The sequence below is a fragment of the Balneola sp. genome (assembly GCA_003712055.1).
Taxonomy (GTDB): Bacteria; Bacteroidota; Rhodothermia; order Balneolales; family Balneolaceae; genus RHLJ01.
Genome location: RHLJ01000002.1, coordinates 425,175 through 445,028, shown reverse-complemented (window position 1 = coordinate 445,028; position 19,854 = coordinate 425,175). Strand labels below are relative to the sequence as shown.

Here is a 19,854-nt window from a genome sequence, read left to right as displayed (position 1 = left end):
GCCATTTTGTTGTTTTATTAAAATTTTGTAACAAGCTTTTAGAGCATAACTCTTAAAAAGCACCGAAAGATACGGGATTGGATAAACAAAAAAACCGAGCCTAGTGCGTTCTTGAACATTTGACAAAAGAAGGACAACCATACCAGCTACTGTGGAGTACCCAGCTTAAAGCAAGCCCTGAAGAACTATGGCCTTATTTATCGGATGTCAATTCTGTGTTCAGGTTGATGAGATTCCCCTCCTTAAAAACAATTTCACTTTCTCGTACCGCGCCAAAAGGATTTCTTGGAGTAACTAATGCCAGGCTTAGTTCTTACCTGCAATGGGAACAGGAACCCTATATTTGGGAAAAACCTTTTCGTTTTGGTACAAGCAGGCACTACAAACTGGGAATAATAAAATCGCTCAAATACCTGGTGGATCTTATTCCTAACGAACAAGGCACTGAAGTTCGAACAAGAATTTGGGCTACACCGCAAAAGGAAGGATTGTTCAACATCCTCAAATTCCTGATCGAACGAATCTTAAAACGTCGCTACCAGCTCATTCTAAAAGAATTTGATGCTTGTGCATACGAGCAAATACTCCCTTATGAACGAAGTAATACAAAGCCATTAATCAGAGGTGCTGAATCAAAAATACGGGCTATAAAATCTGAGCTCATTAAAGAAACAAGACGAAAAAGGATCATTGATCATCTGATTGAGTACATCAAAAAAGCAGACGATGAAGCACTGGTACGAATGAATCCCTTTATGCTTGCAGAATACTGGGGAGAGAAGAAATACTCTGTGCTTAATGTATTTCTTCATGCTGCTAACCTGGGATTGCTGGATTTTTCCTGGGATGTATGCTGCCCAAACTGTAAAGCGCCCCGTAATTCTTTTCAAAAACTAGCCGAAATCAGGGCACAGCTTCATTGTGATGAGTGTGATCTGGATTATGAAATGGATTTCAACTCAAATACACTTCTGGTATTTACTCCTCATCCTTTAATCCGAAAAACATCAGATCGAAGATTCAGTTTTGGGGAACCTCAAGCAACACCACATAAGGTTTCTCAACATTTTTTGGAAATTGGTGAAGCAGCCTATCTGAATATCGAACTAGAGGAAGGTACCTATATTTTTAAAAGCCATACTCATAAAGGCTCAATTACTATTCATGTTAGAGAAGACGGGCTTGACACCATTTCTTTGATTATGACTGACAAGAATTTTACTGATGAGGAGGTTACCATTGCCCCAAGTCCTAACCTGACTTTAATTAATAATTCTTCAAAGAAGATAGTTTGCGTTCTGGAAAAGAAAGACTGGAAAGAAGAAGCGACCTATGCCAGCGAAGTTAGTTCTGCTCTCGATTTCCGCTCCCTGTTTTCAAGAGAAGCATTAAAAGAGGGTACCAGTGTAAAAGCATCCGGCGTAACCATGCTCTTTACAGACATAATGAATTCGACTGAATTTTATCAGCAAGCCGGAGATGAAATGGCAATTGGACGGGTAATGAACCACTTTAAAATTATACAGTCTATTGTAGCTGAGGAGCGAGGTGGTATCGTAAAGACTATTGGGGATTCAGTAATGGCTGTTTTCCGTGAGCCTGTATCTGCACTTAAAGCGATAGAACGTATACAACATATCTTCTCTGGTAGTACCTCACTTGGAGACTCGTTTAAATTGAAAGCAGGAGTGCACTTTGGAGATTGTACCGCTGTAAATCTAAATGGAAGAACCGATTACTTTGGCACTACAGTTAATATTGCTGCCCGTCTTGTAGATGCTGCCAAAGAAAAAGAAGTGATTTTGTCTGAAGATTTCTACAATCATCCCGATGTAAAACTATACCTCGAAAAGAGAGGAAAGGCGTTATTTATTAAACAAAACCAAATTGAACTTAAAGGTTTTGACAAGAAAGAGTTTAAAGTAAAACAGCTCCGGTTAGAACGCCCACCTCTTCGTTTGGTGGTTTAATATCCCTACCTTTACAATTCAGTTCTGTTCACTTGACCGACAAATCTGGTCATGGTTAAATAAAAAGAATTAGGGTAAACTTGAACCGACTCTCCAAAGAAAAAAGCCCATACTTATTACAGCATCAAAACAACCCGGTAGATTGGTACCCCTGGGGAGATGAGGCTTTTGCAAAAGCAAAAAAAGAAAATAAACCTGTTTTTCTATCCATTGGTTATGCCACCTGCCATTGGTGCCATGTAATGGAGCACGAAAGCTTCGAAGATGAGGAAATAGCTGATCAACTTAACCAGGCATTTATAAATGTAAAAGTAGATCGTGAGGAAAGACCGGATATCGACAGTACCTATATGACGGTATGCCAAATGCTAAACGGACATGGTGGTTGGCCACTTTCCCTTTTCCTAACACCAGATAAGGAGCCCTTTTTTGCAGCAACCTATATACCAAAAGAAGCAAGGTATGGACGAATAGGATTGAGACAGCTAATTCGGGGAATCCAGGGCATGTGGATCCATGAACCTGATAAAATTAGCCAAGCTGTGGAAAGCATCAAACACGGGTTTAAAAATGCGCAAGAATTTCAAGCTGGTGAGTTTCCCGGTACTGAAGCCATTGACTTCGCTGCCGAACAATTGATTACAAATTTCGATGAGGAATTCGCTGGATTTGGATCTGCTCCAAAATTTCTTACCCCCCACAACCTGATGTTCCTATTGCGGCAATGGCACCATACGAAAGAAGAACGTTTTTTGAATGCGGTATCAAAAACACTTACTGCAATGCGTTTTGGAGGGATATGGGATCATATAGGCCATGGCTTTCATCGCTATTCTACCGACAGGGAATGGTTGCTCCCTCATTTCGAAAAAATGCTCTATGATCAGGCACTTCTTATGATTGCCTATACAGAGACATGGCAGGTTACTAAAAATCCTTTGTTCAAAAAAACTGTGTGTGAAATCGCTGAATATGTAGAAAGTAATCTAACTAATACTGAGGGTGCTTTCTTTTCTGCAGAAGACGCTGACAGCGAAGGAGAGGAAGGCAAGTTTTATTTATGGGATACTAATGAATTGCAAGGCCTGCTATCCAAAGACCAATTCTCTTTTTTCAGTAAAGAATTTCAGATTCTGGAGGAAGGAAATTTTGAAGATGAAGCTACCAAACAGAAGAACGGAAAGAATATTCCTCACCTTAAAGCAGACATTGCTAGTGAAAAACAAAAGGACTGGAAGTCTATTCGAGAATTGGTTTATAAGGAGAGGGAGAAAAGAATTCGACCATTACTTGATGATAAAATACTGACCGACTGGAATGCCCTCATGATTATTGCTCTTGCAAAAGCCGGTGCTGCTTTTGGTGATGATGAGTTGATTCAGAAGGCTGAAAAAGCTTACCAGTTTATAAATCGAAACCTATTTGAAGGAAATGATTTACTTCATCGATACAAAGACAGAGAAGCAGAAATAAATGCTTTTGCTGATGACTATGCTTTTCTGATATGGGCCTCTCTTGAATTATATGAATCCACCTTTAATAGTGATTACTTAAACAAAGCAATTGAACTTAATACTCACTTCCTCAATGAGTTTTGGGATGAAAAAGCAGGAGGTTTATTCTTCAGTATTGATGACAAAGATCAACCTCTTGGAAGGCAAAAACAGATTTATGACGGAGCCATTCCATCTTCTAATTCCGTTTCCCTTTTGAATCTGGTTCGCTTGGCACGTTTTACCGGTGATACTTCTTTGGATGAAAAAGCCCAGGAATTAGGAAAATGTTTTTCTACAGATCTGATTCGCGCAGGATCGAGTAGTACAGCCAGTATGATGGCACTTCAATTTTTATATCATGAACCCAGAGAAATTGTGATTACTGAGGGTTCCGGAGACCAGGAATTATTTGCTCAGTATCTTCGTGAGCTTTTTCTGCCATCAAAAGTATTACTCTTTCGGCCATTGGATGAAGATAACTCAGTCTACGAAAGCGCCCCTTATTTAACTCACCTTAAGTCCATAGAAAAAGCGTCTACAGTCTATGTCTGTAAAGACTATTCATGTGATACCCCTACTTTAGAATTAGAAATACTGAAAGAGCAGTTAGCATCTTAAATAGATGGGCAATTTAATTGCCCATCATCATACTGAAAATCAATTCTTGTAAGCCAATTAGGTTCACTCCTGCAGGTACTTCAACCATGGCTTTTGCGATGCTTGAACGATTTACATTCGTTACTTCAAAAACTGTGCTCTTTTCTCCCTTGTCGGTTACTTCAATAAGAAGCGGGAAATTTTGTGACTTAAACTCCTGGGTAAGCCTTGTTAAAGTATTTCTCATGTTTTCAGGGGCATTATTCCAGGGCTGAGTTAGCATTCCCCAGTTTATGTCAATTCCCTTGGTAAGCCAAATTGATACAGAGCCATCGCTGTCTTCACTTTCAATTAGAAGTTCACTACAGTCATATCCAAGGATTTTCTTTTCTCGATTTGTATATCGGAAATTGGTATTGGAATCAATATCCGCATCACTACTCTCTCCCCTAGAAATCATTCCAGCCATTTGGAAAAAACCTTCCAGTTCTTCTTTTGTGAATTGAAGTGCTTTGTTCTCTCCCATAAGCACTATAAAATCTTTCTCATCATTTCGGATAAGGAGGCCACTTGCATTTAGCCCATCCATCATACTTACCGATTCTTGTCCCTGAACAATAATTCTATCAGAGGTAGCATATAAGTTGAGCTCATTTACTTCTGGTACTCCATTATTTTCTCCATAAGTTTTCATAGTAATTTGACCTTGAAACTGTGCAAATGCGGCAGTTGAAATCAAACTTAGCATGATGATAGATATCCCTGTTTGTAGCTTTCTGATATTCATTGACATTGATTTAGTTAAAAACGCACATTGTAAACGTTAGAATGATACGGTTGTTACGTGAATCAGGCAGTTATAAGATCATCTAATCCTACATTCACTTTTTTAATCCACCCACCAGCAACCACATCATCTCCTTCGTAGCATACAACGGCCTGGCCCGGAGTTATTGCTTCTCGTCCAGCTGGGAAGTGTACCTTAATTTCATCTTCTCCGGTTTGAGTAATGGTTCCAATTGCACCATCATCATTATACCTGATAGCGCCGGTGATTTCCATCTCGTCTTCCGGAATTCGATTATATTTAATCAAATTAATCTCTTTGGCTAGTAAGGTGGTACTTACCAAATCCTCTTTTTCACCGATGGTGATGGTGTTAGTTAAAGGATTGATATCGGTCACATATACAGGTTTGCCCATAGGTAAATTCAAACCGCGTCGTTGCCCTATGGTGTAGAACGGATAGCCTTCATGTTCGCCTAATATATTTCCGTCCTTATCTACAAACTTTCCGCCTTTCATCTTTTCCTCCAGACCATCAACTCGATCTTTAAGAAAACGGCGATAGTCATCATCAGGAACAAAGCATATTTCATAAGAATCAGGCTTGTTAGCTACATTTAGTAGTCCATGATCTTCAGCAATTTGCCTGATTTCAGTTTTAGAGTATCCTCCTAGAGGAAAAATAGTCCGTGCCAGGTGTTCTTGAGCTACTCCCCATAATGCATAGGACTGATCTTTCTTAGGATCCAGTCCACGGGAAATCACATGGCGTCCATTTTCTTCTCTTACCTTTGCATAATGCCCGGTAGAGATAAAATCGCAACCTAAGTTATCAGCACGTTTAAGCAGAGCCGCCCATTTAATGTGAGTGTTACATAGCACACATGGATTTGGGGTTCTCCCACCCAGGTAATCATCCACAAAACGATCAATCACCCAATCGCCAAATTCTTCCCGGATATCCACAATAAAATGCTTGAAGCCATGATTGACTGCAATATGACGGGCGTCGTTCATACTCTCTACCGTACAACAACCGGTTTCTTTGCCTGTGCTTCCACCGCTTCGATGGTAGTCCCATGTCTTCATGGTAATACCAATTACCTCGTAACCTTGTTCTCTAAGCATAACAGCGGCAACCGAAGAATCTACTCCGCCGCTCATTGCTACTAATACACGTCCTTTAGTACTCATTTGGTCTTAAAATCTCCCTGTAAAGAAACAGACAAAGATACAGCTTTTTTTTAAGAAGGGAGAGCTTGGCTGATTGTTAATTGTAATCTCCCGGATAGTTTCTTATTCCTTCGTCTCAAATCTTGTTTCTAGCTTATTAATTCACCTTATTTATCTGGTAAACCGTAAACCTTCTGTAAATGGAAGTATTCAAATACTTAGTATTAGTGCCTCTTCTATTTTATTCTTTCACTTTTTGCAATGATCAATCAAAGCAGCAGGAATTCAATAGTTTATTAGACTCGGCTACAGTAGAATTATCAGACATAGAAGTTTGTGCTATTAGGGCTTATTATGAACGTGGGCTAGAAGGCGATAAATGTATGGTAGATTGTATTTTGAATGGTAAAGGGAAAAATGTAGGAGGAGGTTGTCCTCATATCTGCTTTGCCTATGGGAGGTTCGAGTTTGAAGAATTACCAGAGTTAACCAAGTGTTTTACCGATACAGAAATTTCGAACTAAACTTCTCTATAATATCAGGGACAAGTATAATGTTAGTTCTTAATTAAAGCTATTTGACCTTAACCAACACCGCCCAATCTTTTTCTCTGCCTTGCGGAGAGTTACCTAGAGAGACCTTGCTTCCTCCGCTCACTTCATTTACAGAACCTTGCTGCAAACCTCCTCCTTCTTGTGGATTAAACCATAAAACGGAGAAATCGCCATCAATGCCTTCAAGGTCAAGAGAAGTTGTAGTCGGACTTCTCATATATACCAGGTACACTTCTCCTTCTTTCGCAAATGCGGAAACACCTTCTCCGGTAACCAGTTCATTGGCTGGTTCCATTTGTTGGAAGGGTACATGTTCATTGAAGAAATCCAGAGCGATTTTAGTCTGTATCCACATATTCTCACGCGATCGCCAGTCTTCGTTAGAAAGATCGCTGGTTGGTGCGTTATTTTGCCATCCGAAATACCAGTCTACTCCTGCTCCACCTGCTAACAGAGGTTCCCATAAGACTTCTATCCTCGCTTCATCGTGTTCAGGATCATCAATATCCGGACGAAGCCCATATTCCCAGCCCATAGGTTCATCGATGGCTAACACCCATTTCTTACCGGCATCAATTGATCTTTGCCTGTATCTCAATGTTGTATCGGCATAGGTATGGTGTGTTTGAATCGACATCCCATCGTATCCATCAGTTCCAAGTAACGGAGTAAATATCAGATTTAAATGGTGCTCTGGAAAAGTGTGTACGACCAGGTGATGATCGTAGGGATCTACTTCTTTGATGTAGTTTGCAAACAGTATTCGCTGTTCATCGGTATTTCCAATCTTATATAACTCAGTCGGCTCTCCATCACTCCAGCCATTCTCTTCTCCAATATTCCAGCTTACACCAAGATTATGACCAAATCGGGCAATCATCTCTCTATAAAAGAGCTTCCTGGAATCAGCAAAATTACTTCCCACTCCTTCAAATACTTCCAAAAAGCTTTCGTTCTCTGTTTCGGATAACATGAAGTCCCGAACAATCCCCAGTTCATCCATGTGGTCAAAAACGATTTCCCACTGAGCCAGTTTGCTAACATCGTACACATACACTTCTTCGGGCTCTACCCATGGCCATATATCATCCCCATCACCATGAACATTCATTAGAAGAAGGTAGGCAGCATTTAACCCCTGATCTGCGATATAGTTTAAGGCTCCAATAATTTCTGTTCCCTTTCCATCCTGCCAGCTTGGATCTCCTTCTTCCCAGTTAATTGCATGAGGCTTAAATGCATGTAATTGATTCTCTCCAAGCGCCGGAAAATGCGTACCTCCTTTGTCTTTGGTACCATCGAAATCCTCATAGGCTAAAAAGTTTTCCGGGCTTCCAGCTCCTCCTTTTATAAAAAACTGCTTCGAACCCGCGAACTGTAAATAATGCTCTCCTACATATTCCAGCCTTCCTTTGGTTTTGAAATCCCTTGTAATCTCAGATGATGTTCGCTCAGTTACCATGAATGAACCTGATTCCCCATCAAAAAAGCCTGCACTTTCTCCAACTCCGGGGTCTAAGGAAATAGCAGCGCCTTCCCCTTTCCTGAAACTCGCTACATATAACCACTCCCCGGTTTCATCAGGGCTGAAATTTACTCTCCATATGTTACCTGAAGTAGCGCTTGTTTCTGCTGCATCTCCGTCAGCTGCAAAATAGCCTGGCACGTAATAGGAAGATCCCGTTCTGTGATTGATGAAATGCACATCAAGACGATATTCTGTGAATGTCTCCTCGCTTTCGGATAGTTCAGGGCCTTCAAAATCCAGTGTTACTTTGTCCCATAATTGATACTCAACAGGTTGATTTGCAGAGCAACCCGAGATAAAGATGGTGAATAAAAATAGGAAGAGAGATGGAGTGAGATACTTGAACATATTGGCCTTTTGATTAAAGCGTGGAAGATGTTCAAAAAAGGCAGTTCTTACAAAACTTATTCTAAATTACCGAGCATCAAACTTTCAATAATAGTGGCCATTTCCTCCGGGTCTTTGAGAAGGGTTAAGTAGGAGTGATTGGTTTTCTCTCCTTCTACCCAAATATTTCCTCCTTCATCGTCTGCTTTGTTGAATCCATTGTCAACTCGATCCCAATAGTCGCCGAGTCCGTTTCTAACAGCATATAGTATTGCTGTTTGGTCATAGCTTGAGTTGTCCAGAATTCTGCCCTTATAATTCTCTTTTATCCAGGGAGCAAACTCACTAAAGTGTTTATATCCGATGTACAGGGGATGAGATGTCTCAAGTTCATTAAAAACTTCTCCGGTTTTTATTACTAAACCGACTTCGTACCCCAAAAATGTAACGGGTACTTCTTTCAAATTTTCTATTACAAATCTGGTTACCCCTTCCATATTGCCATTGAAATTCCATTCCCACTCTCCTTCGGGATACTGTCCTCCCATAATCACAAACTCAGACACCTTTTGATTTATCAATTCTTTTCCGCTTAACGGAGAATTTGAATCTGGCTCTGATTCCAACAGGTTTTTGATATTAGCCAGTGGACCCACTGTGATTATAGTGATACTATTTTCATCCGCGTCAGAAAGTAGCTTTCTATAAAGGGCGACTGCTTCAGTAGCGGAATCATAACTTTCATTGAATGGCAGTACCTCTGTGATTGGTTTTGAATGATTCCAGGGTTCGTGAAATTTTCCATCCTTTCTAACTCCGATTGGAATATGTGGTCTGCCATAAAAAGTATTAACGGCATCAATTCCTGAAACCGCATATTCTTCGGTACTCCAGCACATCACAGCCAGTAACTCTGTCTCCCCATGGCTTTGTAGATTATGGATCATTGCTAATGCTCCCAGATCGTCAGCATCGCCACCGAAATCGGTGTCAAAAATGATTTTTGATTGAGCTGCTACATTTGGGACTGATAGTATTCCAATAAGAATTAGAGATAGATACTTTTTCATTGTATATGTTGAATCGACTTTGAAATACAATACTCAAAAAACCCTTTTTATGAAATTACTCAGTCCATTACTCTTCGTTCTCATTTTTACCAGCACCTTATTTGCACAAGAAGCACGCTTTCCTATCATCAAAGGATTCGGCGGCATTTATGAAATCGAAGGAGCAGTACACCCAAAGTTGGATGTTTCATACGACATCGTGGTCGATTTAAAAACACTCCAGAGAGATAAAGAGAGTATTAATCCTGGATTGAATAATGTTGCCAGAATGATGAACCTACATGGATTGGGCGGGGTAACACCAGAAAACCTGAGTGTGGCAGTGGTGATCCATGGTGGTGCAACTGATGTTGTTCTGGATAATGAAACCTATCAACAGCGCTATGAGCTGAATAACCCGAACATCGACTTGATTAGCACATTAAAAGAAGCCGGGGTAAGTATTTATGTATGTGGGCAATCCTTACTCGCCCGAAAGTATGCTCAGCAAAGTGTGAACCCAGATATAACCACAGGTCTTTCAATGCTTACGGTATTTACAACCTATATGCACGAGGGGTACCTACCGCTAGTATTCAATTAGGTCATATACAAATACGGCTTCCAGGGCTCTTGAACAAAGCCATTATAATCCCTGAAAAAAGTAATTGGAATCGGACGATAGGGTTTTGATCGGAGAGGCATTTCTGCTTCTCTGGGAGTTTTGTTTCCTTTCTTTACATTACACCTTTCACAAGCTGTAGCAAGATTTTCCCAGGTGTCTCCTCCACCTCGGCTTTTAGGAATTACATGATCGATGGTCAGATTCGATCTACTTCCGCAATATTGGCACTCAAAGTTATCCCTTCTCATCACATTCCTTCTCGATAAAACTACTTTGGTATATGGAATACGAATGTAGCTTCTCAAGCGAATTACAGAAGGATATTGGTACGCGTCTCTCGGAGTTCTCAATTCTTTTTCCGGATCGTCATGAAGTAGCTCAGCCTTTTCCAGAAAAAGGAGTTTCATGGACCGTTGCACCGAGCAAATACTCAATGGCTGGTAGTCCTGATTTAAAACTAATACGTTAGCATTCATAGTGCATCTGGTTTTCGAATAGTTGGGTTATATGTAGATGACTTTCTTTCGAAGAGAATGCAGGACAGGAATAATAAAAAAGGCGTGCTCGTAATAAACGAGCACGCCTTAGTATGAAGCTTTTTGATCTCAATTTCAATAGCCGAGGTAGTTTAATAACTCTTCCCTAACATCAGCGTTTATCGATACGGCCAACAAGATGGATACCAACAGTCCAAATAAGGCATAGGATAAATCTTTGAATATCATTTTTAGCACCTTTCCTATTGGCTGACCAGTTATCTTTTTATCACCCGTTATACTCATCCCGATTTCACGACCTGCCAGAAGCCCCAGAAATACCCAGGTTGTACTCATAGGAACCGTACTTACTGTAAGTTTATAAGTAAGCAGGATTGCATAAATAAAATCAATAATGGTCGCTGAACGAATATCGGTAACCCTGGACTTTTCGGTTACAATCTGCTGAATCTTGTCCCCTCTCAAATAGAATAACAAACCAAGGCCAAAGAAAATAAACAGAGCAAAGCCAAGAAATTGTCCAAAGCTTAATGACCTAGGTAAATATACAGCCACATTCGCGGCATCTTGCATAACCCAAACTGCCCATAAACTACCCGAGGTAATCCACTGAATAGGAAGCCATATCTTTGCTGCTTCAGTTGTTGCAAATTTCTTTTCAAAGGTTTTGGTAACCAATAACCAAACAATCAAACCTGCGGCAAAAGCGAGAAAATATCCGCTTAAGCTCTTTCCCAGTACAGAAGTGATGTCTTCGGCAGAAGCAGCAAAACAACTCAACAATAAGAATGTGGTAGAAACCGGCATTCTCATTCTGGTCAATATGAGAAGGAATACAGGAGCAGCTACCTGTAAGAAGGTAAAGCTGGTTGGACTTTCGCTAAATCCTTTTGAAGTAAGACGCTGGTAGCTTACATCACCATCGAAAATAACCCAGCTCACTGTTACCGTAGCAAGAAAAATCCCGCCGATGTAAATCCATAACACCCACCACTTCTTATCCTGGTTCGAAGCCAGAAAGGTGCCGATAGTTTGGATACTGTCGTTAGCAATGGCAGAATAGCCAGCAAAAATAAATCCCACCCACATTGCAATTTCGGCATAGGGGAAGGTGACACCTGCAGCAAAAAAGAAGAGACCAATAAGCCCGATAAAGATTCTTTCTTGTTTGATGATGTGAAAAAAGCTGGTAGGTATCAGGCTTTCTATGAAGCTTCCGTTGCGTGAATCTGATGAATTAGTCATTAACTATTTTGTGCTGAAATTTTATTCAAGTAAGTGTACCCATTACATGTTAAGATAGTATTATCTTTGTTAGCCATTTCTAAGTCGATAGTACTTGTATCTAGAATACAAATATTTTAGTATGCCGCGGTTAAAATTATGACGTTATCTCTTATGCAAGTAAAGATAGAGTTAATCCTCAAATCAGAATATGAGGAGCTAGATAAACTGGAAGGATTTCTTAATGAGTTACAGGAAAAGCTGGGTTTTGATGACGAGCTTTATGCTAAACTGATGCTCACGGTATCAGAAGCAGCTACTAACGGAGTGGTACACGGTAACCAACTCGACCCCACCAAAAAAGTTATCCTTACCGCACAAAGCGATGGTAAAAGTTTGACCATTACTTCAAAAGACGAGGGACCTGGCTTCAATCCCGATGATATTGCTGACCCACTTGCAGAAGAGAATTTGCTGAATACCAGTGGCCGGGGAGTATTTCTTATGAATGAGTATGCAGAAGAGGTGGCGTACCAGGATAACGGGACTAAGCTGGTACTCAAATTCAATCTGGCTTAAATAAAAAAGGCCGATCAGTTTACTAACCGGCCTTTAAAGCATATGAGGTCGTAATGCTCTTAGTTCAATTGAGCATCTAATTGCTTGGTAAGGTGAGTTTTAGGAACTGCACCAATAATCTGATCTACAACCTGTCCATCCTTAAAAATTAGTAGAGCAGGAATACTTCTGATTCCGTACTTCACAGAAACTTCAGGGTTATGATCAACATTTACTTTTCCAATTTTTGCTTTACCAGCGTATTCGCCAGCCATTTCTTCAACAACTGGTCCAATCATTCTACATGGACCACACCATTCAGCCCAAAAATCAACCAATACAGGTTGGTCTGAGTTCAATACTTCTTGTTCGAAATTGCTGTCATTAAATTCAACTGTGTTAGCCATTTCTATCACCTGTTTTTATTAAATAATACTTTTAAAAAATTTCGATGCCAAGATCGGAAGGTTCCAACCAATGATGCACATTGTTTATGGTTATGAAGGACATTGGGTTCTTTTATGATGACTACACATCAAAAGAGATGCCCTGAGCTAACGGAAGCTCTTCGCTCCAGTTTATAGTATTCGTTTGTCGGCGCATATAAGCCTTCCAGGCATCAGAACCAGATTCTCTTCCTCCTCCGGTTTCCTTTTCTCCACCAAAAGCGCCACCAATTTCTGCCCCACTTGTTCCAATATTAACATTAGCAATACCGCAATCAGACCCTCTGGCACTTAAAAACCCTTCAGCTTCTCTCATATTGAGTGTAAACATCGCCGAGCTTAGTCCTTGTTTTACTCCATTGTGATAACTAATTGCTTCCTCCATGGTGCTATACTTAATTAGATATAGGATTGGAGCAAAAGTTTCTTCCTGCACAATCTTGTATTCATTTTTTACTTCAGCAATGGCCGGGCGAACGAAATATCCTTCCCTTTCCAGAACTTCACCACCATAAATAACCTCGCCACCTTGCTTTTTAATCTGCTTGAGCGCCTTTTGCATATTCTCGATAGCAATTTCGTCAATAAGTGGGCCAACCAGTGTTTCAGGGTCAAGAGGGTTTCCAATTGTGATGTTATCATAGATTGCGAGTAAACGTTCTTTTACCTGGTCATACACATTCTCATGAATAATCAACCGCCTGGTACTTGTACAACGTTGCCCACAGGTTCCCACAGCTCCAAATACCGTAGCTCTGATTGCCATTTCAATATCTGCATGCTCCGAAATAATAATGGCATTGTTACCACCGAGCTCAAGAATAGATCTCCCAAGCCTTCCTCCTACTGTTTTTGCAACTTCTTTACCCATCCTAATAGAACCAGTAGCTGAGACAAGAGGAACACGTTCATCTTTTGTCATCCATTCTCCTACTTCACGATCGCCGGTAACGAGATTAAAAATCCCTTCAGGCAGATTATTCTCTTTCAAAACTTTAGATACAATATTTTGAATGGCAACTCCACATAACGGGGTTTTTTCTGAGCCCTTCCAGATCATCACATCTCCGCATACTGCTGCTATCATTGCATTCCAGCTCCAAACCGCTACCGGAAAGTTGAAAGCGGAAATAATCCCTACAACACCAAGCGGATGCCATTGCTCATACATTCTATGATTAGGGCGCTCACTATGCATAGTAAGGCCATAAAGCTGCCTGCTCAAACCTACTGCAAAATCGCAGATATCAATCATTTCCTGTACTTCACCAAGTCCCTCCTGGTTTATTTTACCCATCTCATAAGTAACAAGTTTTCCCAGGGGTTCTTTAAACTCACGGAGTTTTTCTCCAATTTGTCGGACAATCTCACCACGCTGAGGAGCAGGCACTTCTCTCCAAACTTTGAACGCTTCTTCTGCAGTAGCTACTACCTCATCATATTGTTCTTTAGTTGTAACCGAAACATTAGCAATTTTCTTTCCATCCACAGGGGTATAGCTGCTTATCATTTCTTTACTTTCCAGATATTTCTGGCCCGTACTGGTTCCCGCGTTTACTCCTTCTATTCCTAATTTCTTTAGAAAATCCATTCTTTATTTTTTGGGTAAATTTGTGGGGCAAAGATAGACAATTCAGAATTAGTAAATGCCGAAGATTGAAATTTGAATTACCTTTGATCCGTCAGAAAAGTACACTTTTGAAAAAAGCTTCTAACAAACAACTTACCCTATTGAGAAAACTGCGTTCCCGTAAATACCGGGAGCAGGAAAAACTATTTATTGTTGAGGGTGAACGTGCCTTAAAGCAAGTACTTGAATCAAAAAAAGTAAAACTCCATTCTATTTTCTTGGAGGAACATGTTACTACAGATTTCTCTGAAGCTTTTTTCCTGGACAGTGCTTTATTTGATGAAGTTTCCAATACTGAAAACCCTCAAGGAGTATTAGGCATCTTCCATATTCCTAACCCTATAACAATTGAAGAACTAAAGAAGCAGAAAGGAGTAGTTGTCGCTGTGGATGCTATTCAAGACCCAGGTAACCTTGGAACTATAATCCGAACCGCCTCCTGGTTTAATGCTGTCGCATTCCTAAGTGGGAAAGGCACGGTGGATATGTTCAATCCTAAAGTTGTACGAAGTACCGTAGGTGCTACCGGGGCTATCCCCTACCTTTCTCTCGAACTTGATGAATCCTTTCAGCAACTGGAAGAATCGGGATGGAAGGTAGTTTTACTAGATGGAAATCCCGGCTCTATTCCAATCATTGAAATCCCATCAAGTGATAAAATAATTTTAGTGGTTGGCAACGAAGCAAATGGTATTAGTAAGTCCCTCATATCACCTAAAAGAACTCGAGCACTAATCCCAGCTTCAGGTGATCAAAACGCTGTTGAGAGCCTTAATGCGGCAGTTGCACTTAGCATCGGCTTATGGCATGTGAATAATTAAGTTGATAACTCACCCAAAAAACTGCCTTTTTCGTCTCTCAAAAAAAAATCTAAATACTTTTCCACATTCGTTGCATCTAGATATAGATGTTCATTAATTCTGATAGCCGTTCTTTAACATCATCTACAAAGGCTTACGGTTTTACGTTGAATTTAAATACCATTTGCCCATGCCGAAGAAGAAAACGAAAAAGATTTTCGTACTCGACACTTCCGTTCTTTTATATGACAATGAAGCAGTTAAAAATTTTGAAAAAAATGACGTAGCAATCCCTATCACTGTTCTTGAGGAGATAGACACTTTTAAAAAGGGGAACTCAGTAACTAACTTACATGCAAGGGAATTTATCCGTTATCTGGATAGTATTTCTGATGACAACATGCTCCTTGATTGGATTCCACTTAATGGGCGCTCCCACGGCAATCTGAAAGTAATTACTAATGGTGGAGATCATGTAGATGCCAACGAAATGTTTGGTTCTAAGAAAAACGATCATGATATCATCAATGCCGCACTCAGGCTGAAATCCGAAAATCCCAAGGAAAAAGTAATCCTCGTTTCAAAGGATATAAACCTGAGACTGAAAGCACGAGCCCTTAACCTCGAGGCAGAGGATTATGAGACGGTGCAAGTCAAGAATATTGACCAGTTATACAAAGGTAAAACTGAGCTTGAACTGGAAGATCCTTCTGTAATCAGCAAGTTCTATGAAAAGGGCAAAATCCGTCCCAAGGGATTAATGGAAGCTTCACCAGTAAGCAACCACTTCTATATCATGAAAAGTCATGGCTCTTCTGCTTTGGGCAAATACAATAAGAAGTCCGGTTATATTGAGAACATCGAAGTAATGAATGCCTATGGTATAACTCCAAAAAATGCGGAGCAGACTTTTGCACTTCATGCACTTATGAACCCAAGTATTATGTTGGCTAGTGTAACAGGCTCAGCTGGAACTGGAAAAACATTGCTTGCATTAGCTAGTGCCCTGGAGCAGCGAAGCCATTTCAAACAAATTTATTTAGCACGCCCAATTGTACCACTTAGCAATAAGGATATTGGATATCTCCCAGGAGATGCCAGCCAAAAGATTGATCCTTATATGCAGCCGCTTTGGGATAACCTGAGCTTTATTAAAAACCAATTCAAGGAAACCAGTAAGCAGTACAAGAAGATTGATGAAATGGTGCAAACCGATAAGCTTCGCATCGTTCCTCTGGCTTATATCAGAGGACGTAGTTTATCGAACGTGATTTTTATTGTTGATGAGGCTCAAAACCTGACTCCTCATGAGATAAAAACCATCATTACAAGGGCTGGAGAAAAGACGAAAATCATCTTTACAGGAGATATCTTCCAGATTGATACTCCATACCTGGACTCTCAAAGTAATGGACTTTCATACCTGGTAGATAGAATGCATAATAATCCCATTTATGCACATGTAAACCTGGAAAAAGGCGAGCGCTCAGAATTGGCAAACATCGCAAGTAAGCTGCTTTAATTCTTCTACAACGAAGGAGCTGAGATAGATTCTCTTTCTATATAAGTAGCTTCAATAAGCTTGCTGGTACTTTCTTTGCCTTCAATGAGATCGAACAGAAGCTTTACGGCTTCTTTACCTATTTCTTCAACAGGTTGACGGATAGAGCTAATAGAAGGTTGGGTAAGCTCGAAGTAGGGTTGATCATCAAAGGATATGATTGAGACATCTGTTGGTACTTCTAACTTTAACTCCTTAGTCGCCTTTAATACCCCTAAAGTAATCTGATTGCTCAGTGAGAATATTGCCGTAGGGCGTTTTTTTCTGCCAAGTACTTCTAATGCAGATTCATATCCATTTTGAATGGTAAAGTCAGATCCTATTACTTCAACTTCGAATCTTGTAGCATCATGCTCAGCCATAGCTTTCAAATATCCTTCCACACGCTGCCGGTTTGATATGGTGTTCTCAAGTCCTTGAATACAACTTATTTTTTTGTGCCCTCTCCCCTGAAGAAGTTTCACCGCATCATAGGAACTGGAATAGTTATTCGTCGACACATAAGGGATTGACAAGGTTTCGAAATATCGATCAATCATAACCAGTGGTTTAGAGAGATTCTCAAAATGCTCGCCTTTTAACCCTACGGGAGCAACCAACAAGCCATCGACCTGCCTGTCAACCAAAAGCTGCAGGCTATCCTTTTCAATTTCTGAGTCATCATGTGTATCGCAAAGCAGAATAAGTTTGCCCCTACTCCTTAACTCTGTTTCGATCTTGAGCGCAAGGTTGCAAAAAAAAGGATTGGAAATATCCGGGATCACCAATCCGATCGTATTCGATTTTTGGAGCCTCAAATTTCTGGCTACCTGGTTTGGACGATAGTTATGAGCCTCTGCCGTTTTCTTGATCAGCTTTTCTGTTTCGCTACTTATCCTGAATTCTTTAGCCTTCCCTCCTAACACTCTTGATACTGTACTGCTGGAAATATTGAGCAATGCGGCTATTTCCTTAATTGTAATCCCGTCTGATTTCATGGCAGAAGTTAACAACATATTCATCAATCAAAACCTAAAATTTTAATTTGTATTTATCTTAAAAACTCCTTTTAATTTATTGCTCACACGTTTGTTCTAATTTTTACTGCCTGAAAATGAGTCCTAATAAAATTGTTGTTGTCGGAAGTAGTAATACGGATATGGTGATCTATTCAGATCGTATTCCACGTCCTGGAGAAACTATTCTTGGGGGTACATTTAAGATGAACCCCGGAGGGAAAGGAGCAAACCAGGCCGTAGCTGCTGCTCGTTTAGGAGGTAATGTTAGTTTCGTATCCAGTATTGGCAGCGACATTTTTGGGAAAGAATCTCTAAGCAATTTCAATGAAGCTGGTATTGATAGCCAATACGTAAGTATTCAAGCAGGAACGCCTTCCGGGGTAGCGCTTATCCTGGTAGATGCCCAAGGAGAAAACTCTATAGCAGTGGCTTCAGGTGCAAACTCCTCAATAACTACTGCGGATATAGACAAGGCTACTCCTGCAATACAGGCTGCACAATTCATGCTCATTCAACTCGAAATTCCGCTTCCCATCGTTTCCTATTGCCTGGAAATTGCTGAGCAGGAAAACTGTAAAGTCATTCTCAATCCTGCTCCTGCCCAGGCTCTTGATGATAAAGACCTGCAACGAATATCCATTATCACTCCTAATGAAACAGAAGCCGAAATTCTTACTGGAATAACCGTTACTGATCTTGAAAGTGCTCGAAAAGCAGCTACTGCACTAAGAGATAAAGGAATAGAATATGTGATTATCACACTGGGCAGCCAGGGAGCATATGTACTCACCAGTACTATGGATCAGATCATTCCCACACAAAAAGTTACGGCCGTTGATACCACTGCTGCCGGGGATACTTTCAATGGTGCTCTTGCAGTAGCCTTATCCGAAAACATGGAGCTTAAAGAGGCAGTAGCATTCGCTAATCGTGCAGCAGCAATTTCAGTAACAAGAAAAGGGGCACAAGCTTCAGTGCCTTTTAGAAAAGAATTGACAGACCTCCTAACCACCAAATAAATCGATTATGTTTATTCCTGATAGTTATGCCCTTTCTGTTTTTTTATGTGTGATTACCATGCTTTGCTGGGGATCCTGGGCCAATACTCAAAAGCTTTCTTCTAAATCCTGGGCCTTCCAACTTTTTTACTGGGACTACGCTATCGGCATCGTGCTATTAACTCTGATCTTTGGATTCACCCTGGGAAGTATGGGGGATGCCGGAAGGAGTTTTGTCGCAGATCTTTCTCAAGGATCTCCTGATGCTCTTGTTTCTGCATTTATCGGAGGAGTCGTTTTCAATATTGCGAACCTACTGATTGTTGCGGCTATTGATATCGCGGGTATGGCCGTTGCCTTCCCGGTCGGCATTGGAATTGCCCTTATTTTGGGAGTGGTGGTTAATTATATCGCTGATCCAGTAGGTGATCCCTTACTGCTTTTCTCAGGGGTAGGCCTCGTAGCAGCAGCAATTGGTATAGACGCATTAGCCTATAAAAAAAAGGTCTCTCAGGGATCTTCAACACCAGCTAAAGGCATCATATTGTCGATAGTTGGTGGGATTTTGATGGGCTTCTTTTACCGATTCGTAGCGGCATCGATGTCTACTGATTTCGTTTCTCCCGAAGCAGGTTTATTAACTCCGTACTCAGCGGTATTCATCTTCTCTATTGGAATTTTTGTTTCCAACTTCCTTTGGAACTCTATTTTCATGTTCAAGCCAGTAAAAGGTGAAAAAGTATCTTATGCTGATTATTTCAAAAAGGGAGATACGAAGCTTCATCTCATAGGAATACTTGGTGGGGTGATATGGTGTATTGGAATGTCGCTTAGTCTCATTGCTGCCGATAAAGCTGGATTTGCAATTTCCTATGGTCTGGGACAAGGAGCTACTATGGTAGCTGCTGCATGGGGAGTATTTGTTTGGAAAGAATTTAAAGATGCCCCTCAGGGAGTTAACCGCCTTATAGGCATGATGTTTTTCTTTTTTATAGCCGGATTGGCACTCATTGTTTACTCACGATTAATCTAACCTC

Annotated in this window: 18 protein-coding genes; 9 read left to right on the top strand and 9 right to left on the bottom strand. The window is 40.6% G+C overall.

All coding sequences use genetic code 11. The annotated features are described in order from the left end of the window. Nucleotides 1-227: 227 nt before the first annotated feature. Entirely contained in the window at nt 228-1,970 is a 1,743-nt protein-coding gene (locus ED557_06860; protein ID RNC84809.1) for an adenylate/guanylate cyclase domain-containing protein, read from the top strand. Between the two features lie 80 nt (nt 1,971-2,050). Beyond that, nucleotides 2,051-4,084, top strand: coding sequence for a thioredoxin domain-containing protein (locus ED557_06855; protein RNC84693.1), 2,034 nt, complete (start codon nt 2,051-2,053; stop codon nt 4,082-4,084). Nucleotides 4,085-4,097: 13 nt separating this feature from the next. Here ED557_06855 and ED557_06850 read toward each other — a convergent pair whose 3' ends face one another. Together ED557_06850 and mnmA are read right to left on the bottom strand one after the other, a co-directional pair. Continuing rightward, a complete protein-coding gene (locus ED557_06850) occupies nt 4,098-4,856 on the bottom strand; it encodes a DUF4412 domain-containing protein (GenBank protein RNC84692.1) in 759 nt (252 codons plus the stop codon). Nucleotides 4,857-4,912: 56 nt separating this feature from the next. Continuing rightward, nucleotides 4,913-6,043 carry a tRNA 2-thiouridine(34) synthase MnmA gene (gene mnmA / locus ED557_06845; protein ID RNC84691.1) on the bottom strand — a complete coding sequence of 377 codons (1,131 nt, stop codon included), beginning with the start codon at nt 6,041-6,043 and terminating at the stop codon, nt 4,913-4,915. Between the two features lie 179 nt (nt 6,044-6,222). Here mnmA and ED557_06840 point away from each other — a divergent pair, with 179 nt between their 5' ends. Beyond that, nucleotides 6,223-6,546, top strand: coding sequence for a hypothetical protein (locus tag ED557_06840; GenBank protein ID RNC84690.1), 324 nt, complete (start codon nt 6,223-6,225; stop codon nt 6,544-6,546). A gap of 49 nt (nt 6,547-6,595) precedes the next feature. Here the strand turns inward: ED557_06840 and ED557_06835 are convergent, their stop codons facing one another. Together ED557_06835 and ED557_06830 are read right to left on the bottom strand one after the other, a co-directional pair. Continuing rightward, nucleotides 6,596-8,452 (bottom strand): DUF5060 domain-containing protein, encoded by a 1,857-nt coding sequence (locus ED557_06835; GenBank protein RNC84689.1) that lies wholly within the window; start codon nt 8,450-8,452, stop codon nt 6,596-6,598. A 56-nt stretch (nt 8,453-8,508) separates the two neighbouring features. Next, on the bottom strand, nt 8,509-9,501 hold the full coding sequence (locus ED557_06830) for a nucleoside hydrolase (GenBank protein RNC84688.1): 993 nt from the start codon (nt 9,499-9,501) through the stop codon (nt 8,509-8,511). A gap of 49 nt (nt 9,502-9,550) precedes the next feature. On the opposite strand from ED557_06830, the gene ED557_06825 reads away from it, so the two are divergent. Next, nucleotides 9,551-10,084: a hypothetical protein gene (locus ED557_06825; protein RNC84687.1), complete on the top strand. Its 534-nt coding sequence runs from the start codon at nt 9,551-9,553 to the stop codon at nt 10,082-10,084. On the opposite strand, the gene ED557_06820 is transcribed toward ED557_06825, so the two are convergent. Together ED557_06820 and ED557_06815 are read right to left on the bottom strand one after the other, a co-directional pair. Next, nucleotides 10,081-10,581 carry an HNH endonuclease gene (locus tag ED557_06820; GenBank protein ID RNC84686.1) on the bottom strand — a complete coding sequence of 167 codons (501 nt, stop codon included), beginning with the start codon at nt 10,579-10,581 and terminating at the stop codon, nt 10,081-10,083. The two genes, ED557_06825 and ED557_06820, sit on opposite strands and share 4 nt — an antisense overlap. Before the next feature lie 135 nt (nt 10,582-10,716). Next, nucleotides 10,717-11,847, bottom strand: a complete 1,131-nt coding sequence (locus tag ED557_06815; GenBank protein RNC84685.1) for a hypothetical protein — start codon at nt 11,845-11,847, stop codon at nt 10,717-10,719. A 153-nt stretch (nt 11,848-12,000) separates the two neighbouring features. Between ED557_06815 and ED557_06810 the strand changes: the two genes are divergently transcribed. After that, the gene (locus ED557_06810; GenBank protein ID RNC84684.1) at nt 12,001-12,405 is read left to right on the top strand and encodes an ATP-binding protein; all 405 of its coding nucleotides are present in this window, start codon (nt 12,001-12,003) and stop codon (nt 12,403-12,405) included. A 59-nt stretch (nt 12,406-12,464) separates the two neighbouring features. Here the strand turns inward: ED557_06810 and trxA are convergent, their stop codons facing one another. Both trxA and ED557_06800 read right to left on the bottom strand, forming a co-directional pair. Beyond that, nucleotides 12,465-12,791: a thioredoxin gene (gene trxA / locus ED557_06805; GenBank protein RNC84683.1), complete on the bottom strand. Its 327-nt coding sequence runs from the start codon at nt 12,789-12,791 to the stop codon at nt 12,465-12,467. A gap of 121 nt (nt 12,792-12,912) precedes the next feature. Further along, a complete protein-coding gene (locus ED557_06800) occupies nt 12,913-14,421 on the bottom strand; it encodes an aldehyde dehydrogenase family protein (GenBank protein ID RNC84682.1) in 1,509 nt (502 codons plus the stop codon). On the opposite strand from ED557_06800, the gene ED557_06795 reads away from it, so the two are divergent. Next, entirely contained in the window at nt 14,358-15,281 is a 924-nt protein-coding gene (locus ED557_06795; protein RNC84681.1) for an RNA methyltransferase, read from the top strand. The genes ED557_06800 and ED557_06795 overlap by 64 nt on opposite strands. Nucleotides 15,282-15,450: 169 nt before the next feature. Then, nucleotides 15,451-16,782, top strand: a complete 1,332-nt coding sequence (locus ED557_06790; protein RNC84680.1) for a PhoH family protein — start codon at nt 15,451-15,453, stop codon at nt 16,780-16,782. A 5-nt stretch (nt 16,783-16,787) separates the two neighbouring features. Here the strand turns inward: ED557_06790 and ED557_06785 are convergent, their stop codons facing one another. Continuing rightward, nucleotides 16,788-17,822: a LacI family transcriptional regulator gene (locus ED557_06785; protein ID RNC84679.1), complete on the bottom strand. Its 1,035-nt coding sequence runs from the start codon at nt 17,820-17,822 to the stop codon at nt 16,788-16,790. Nucleotides 17,823-17,914: 92 nt separating this feature from the next. Here ED557_06785 and rbsK point away from each other — a divergent pair, with 92 nt between their 5' ends. After that, nucleotides 17,915-18,838, top strand: a complete 924-nt coding sequence (rbsK, locus tag ED557_06780; GenBank protein ID RNC84678.1) for a ribokinase — start codon at nt 17,915-17,917, stop codon at nt 18,836-18,838. Between the two features lie 7 nt (nt 18,839-18,845). Then, nucleotides 18,846-19,850, top strand: a complete 1,005-nt coding sequence (locus tag ED557_06775) for a multidrug DMT transporter permease (protein ID RNC84677.1) — start codon at nt 18,846-18,848, stop codon at nt 19,848-19,850. Nucleotides 19,851-19,854: the final 4 nt, after the last annotated feature.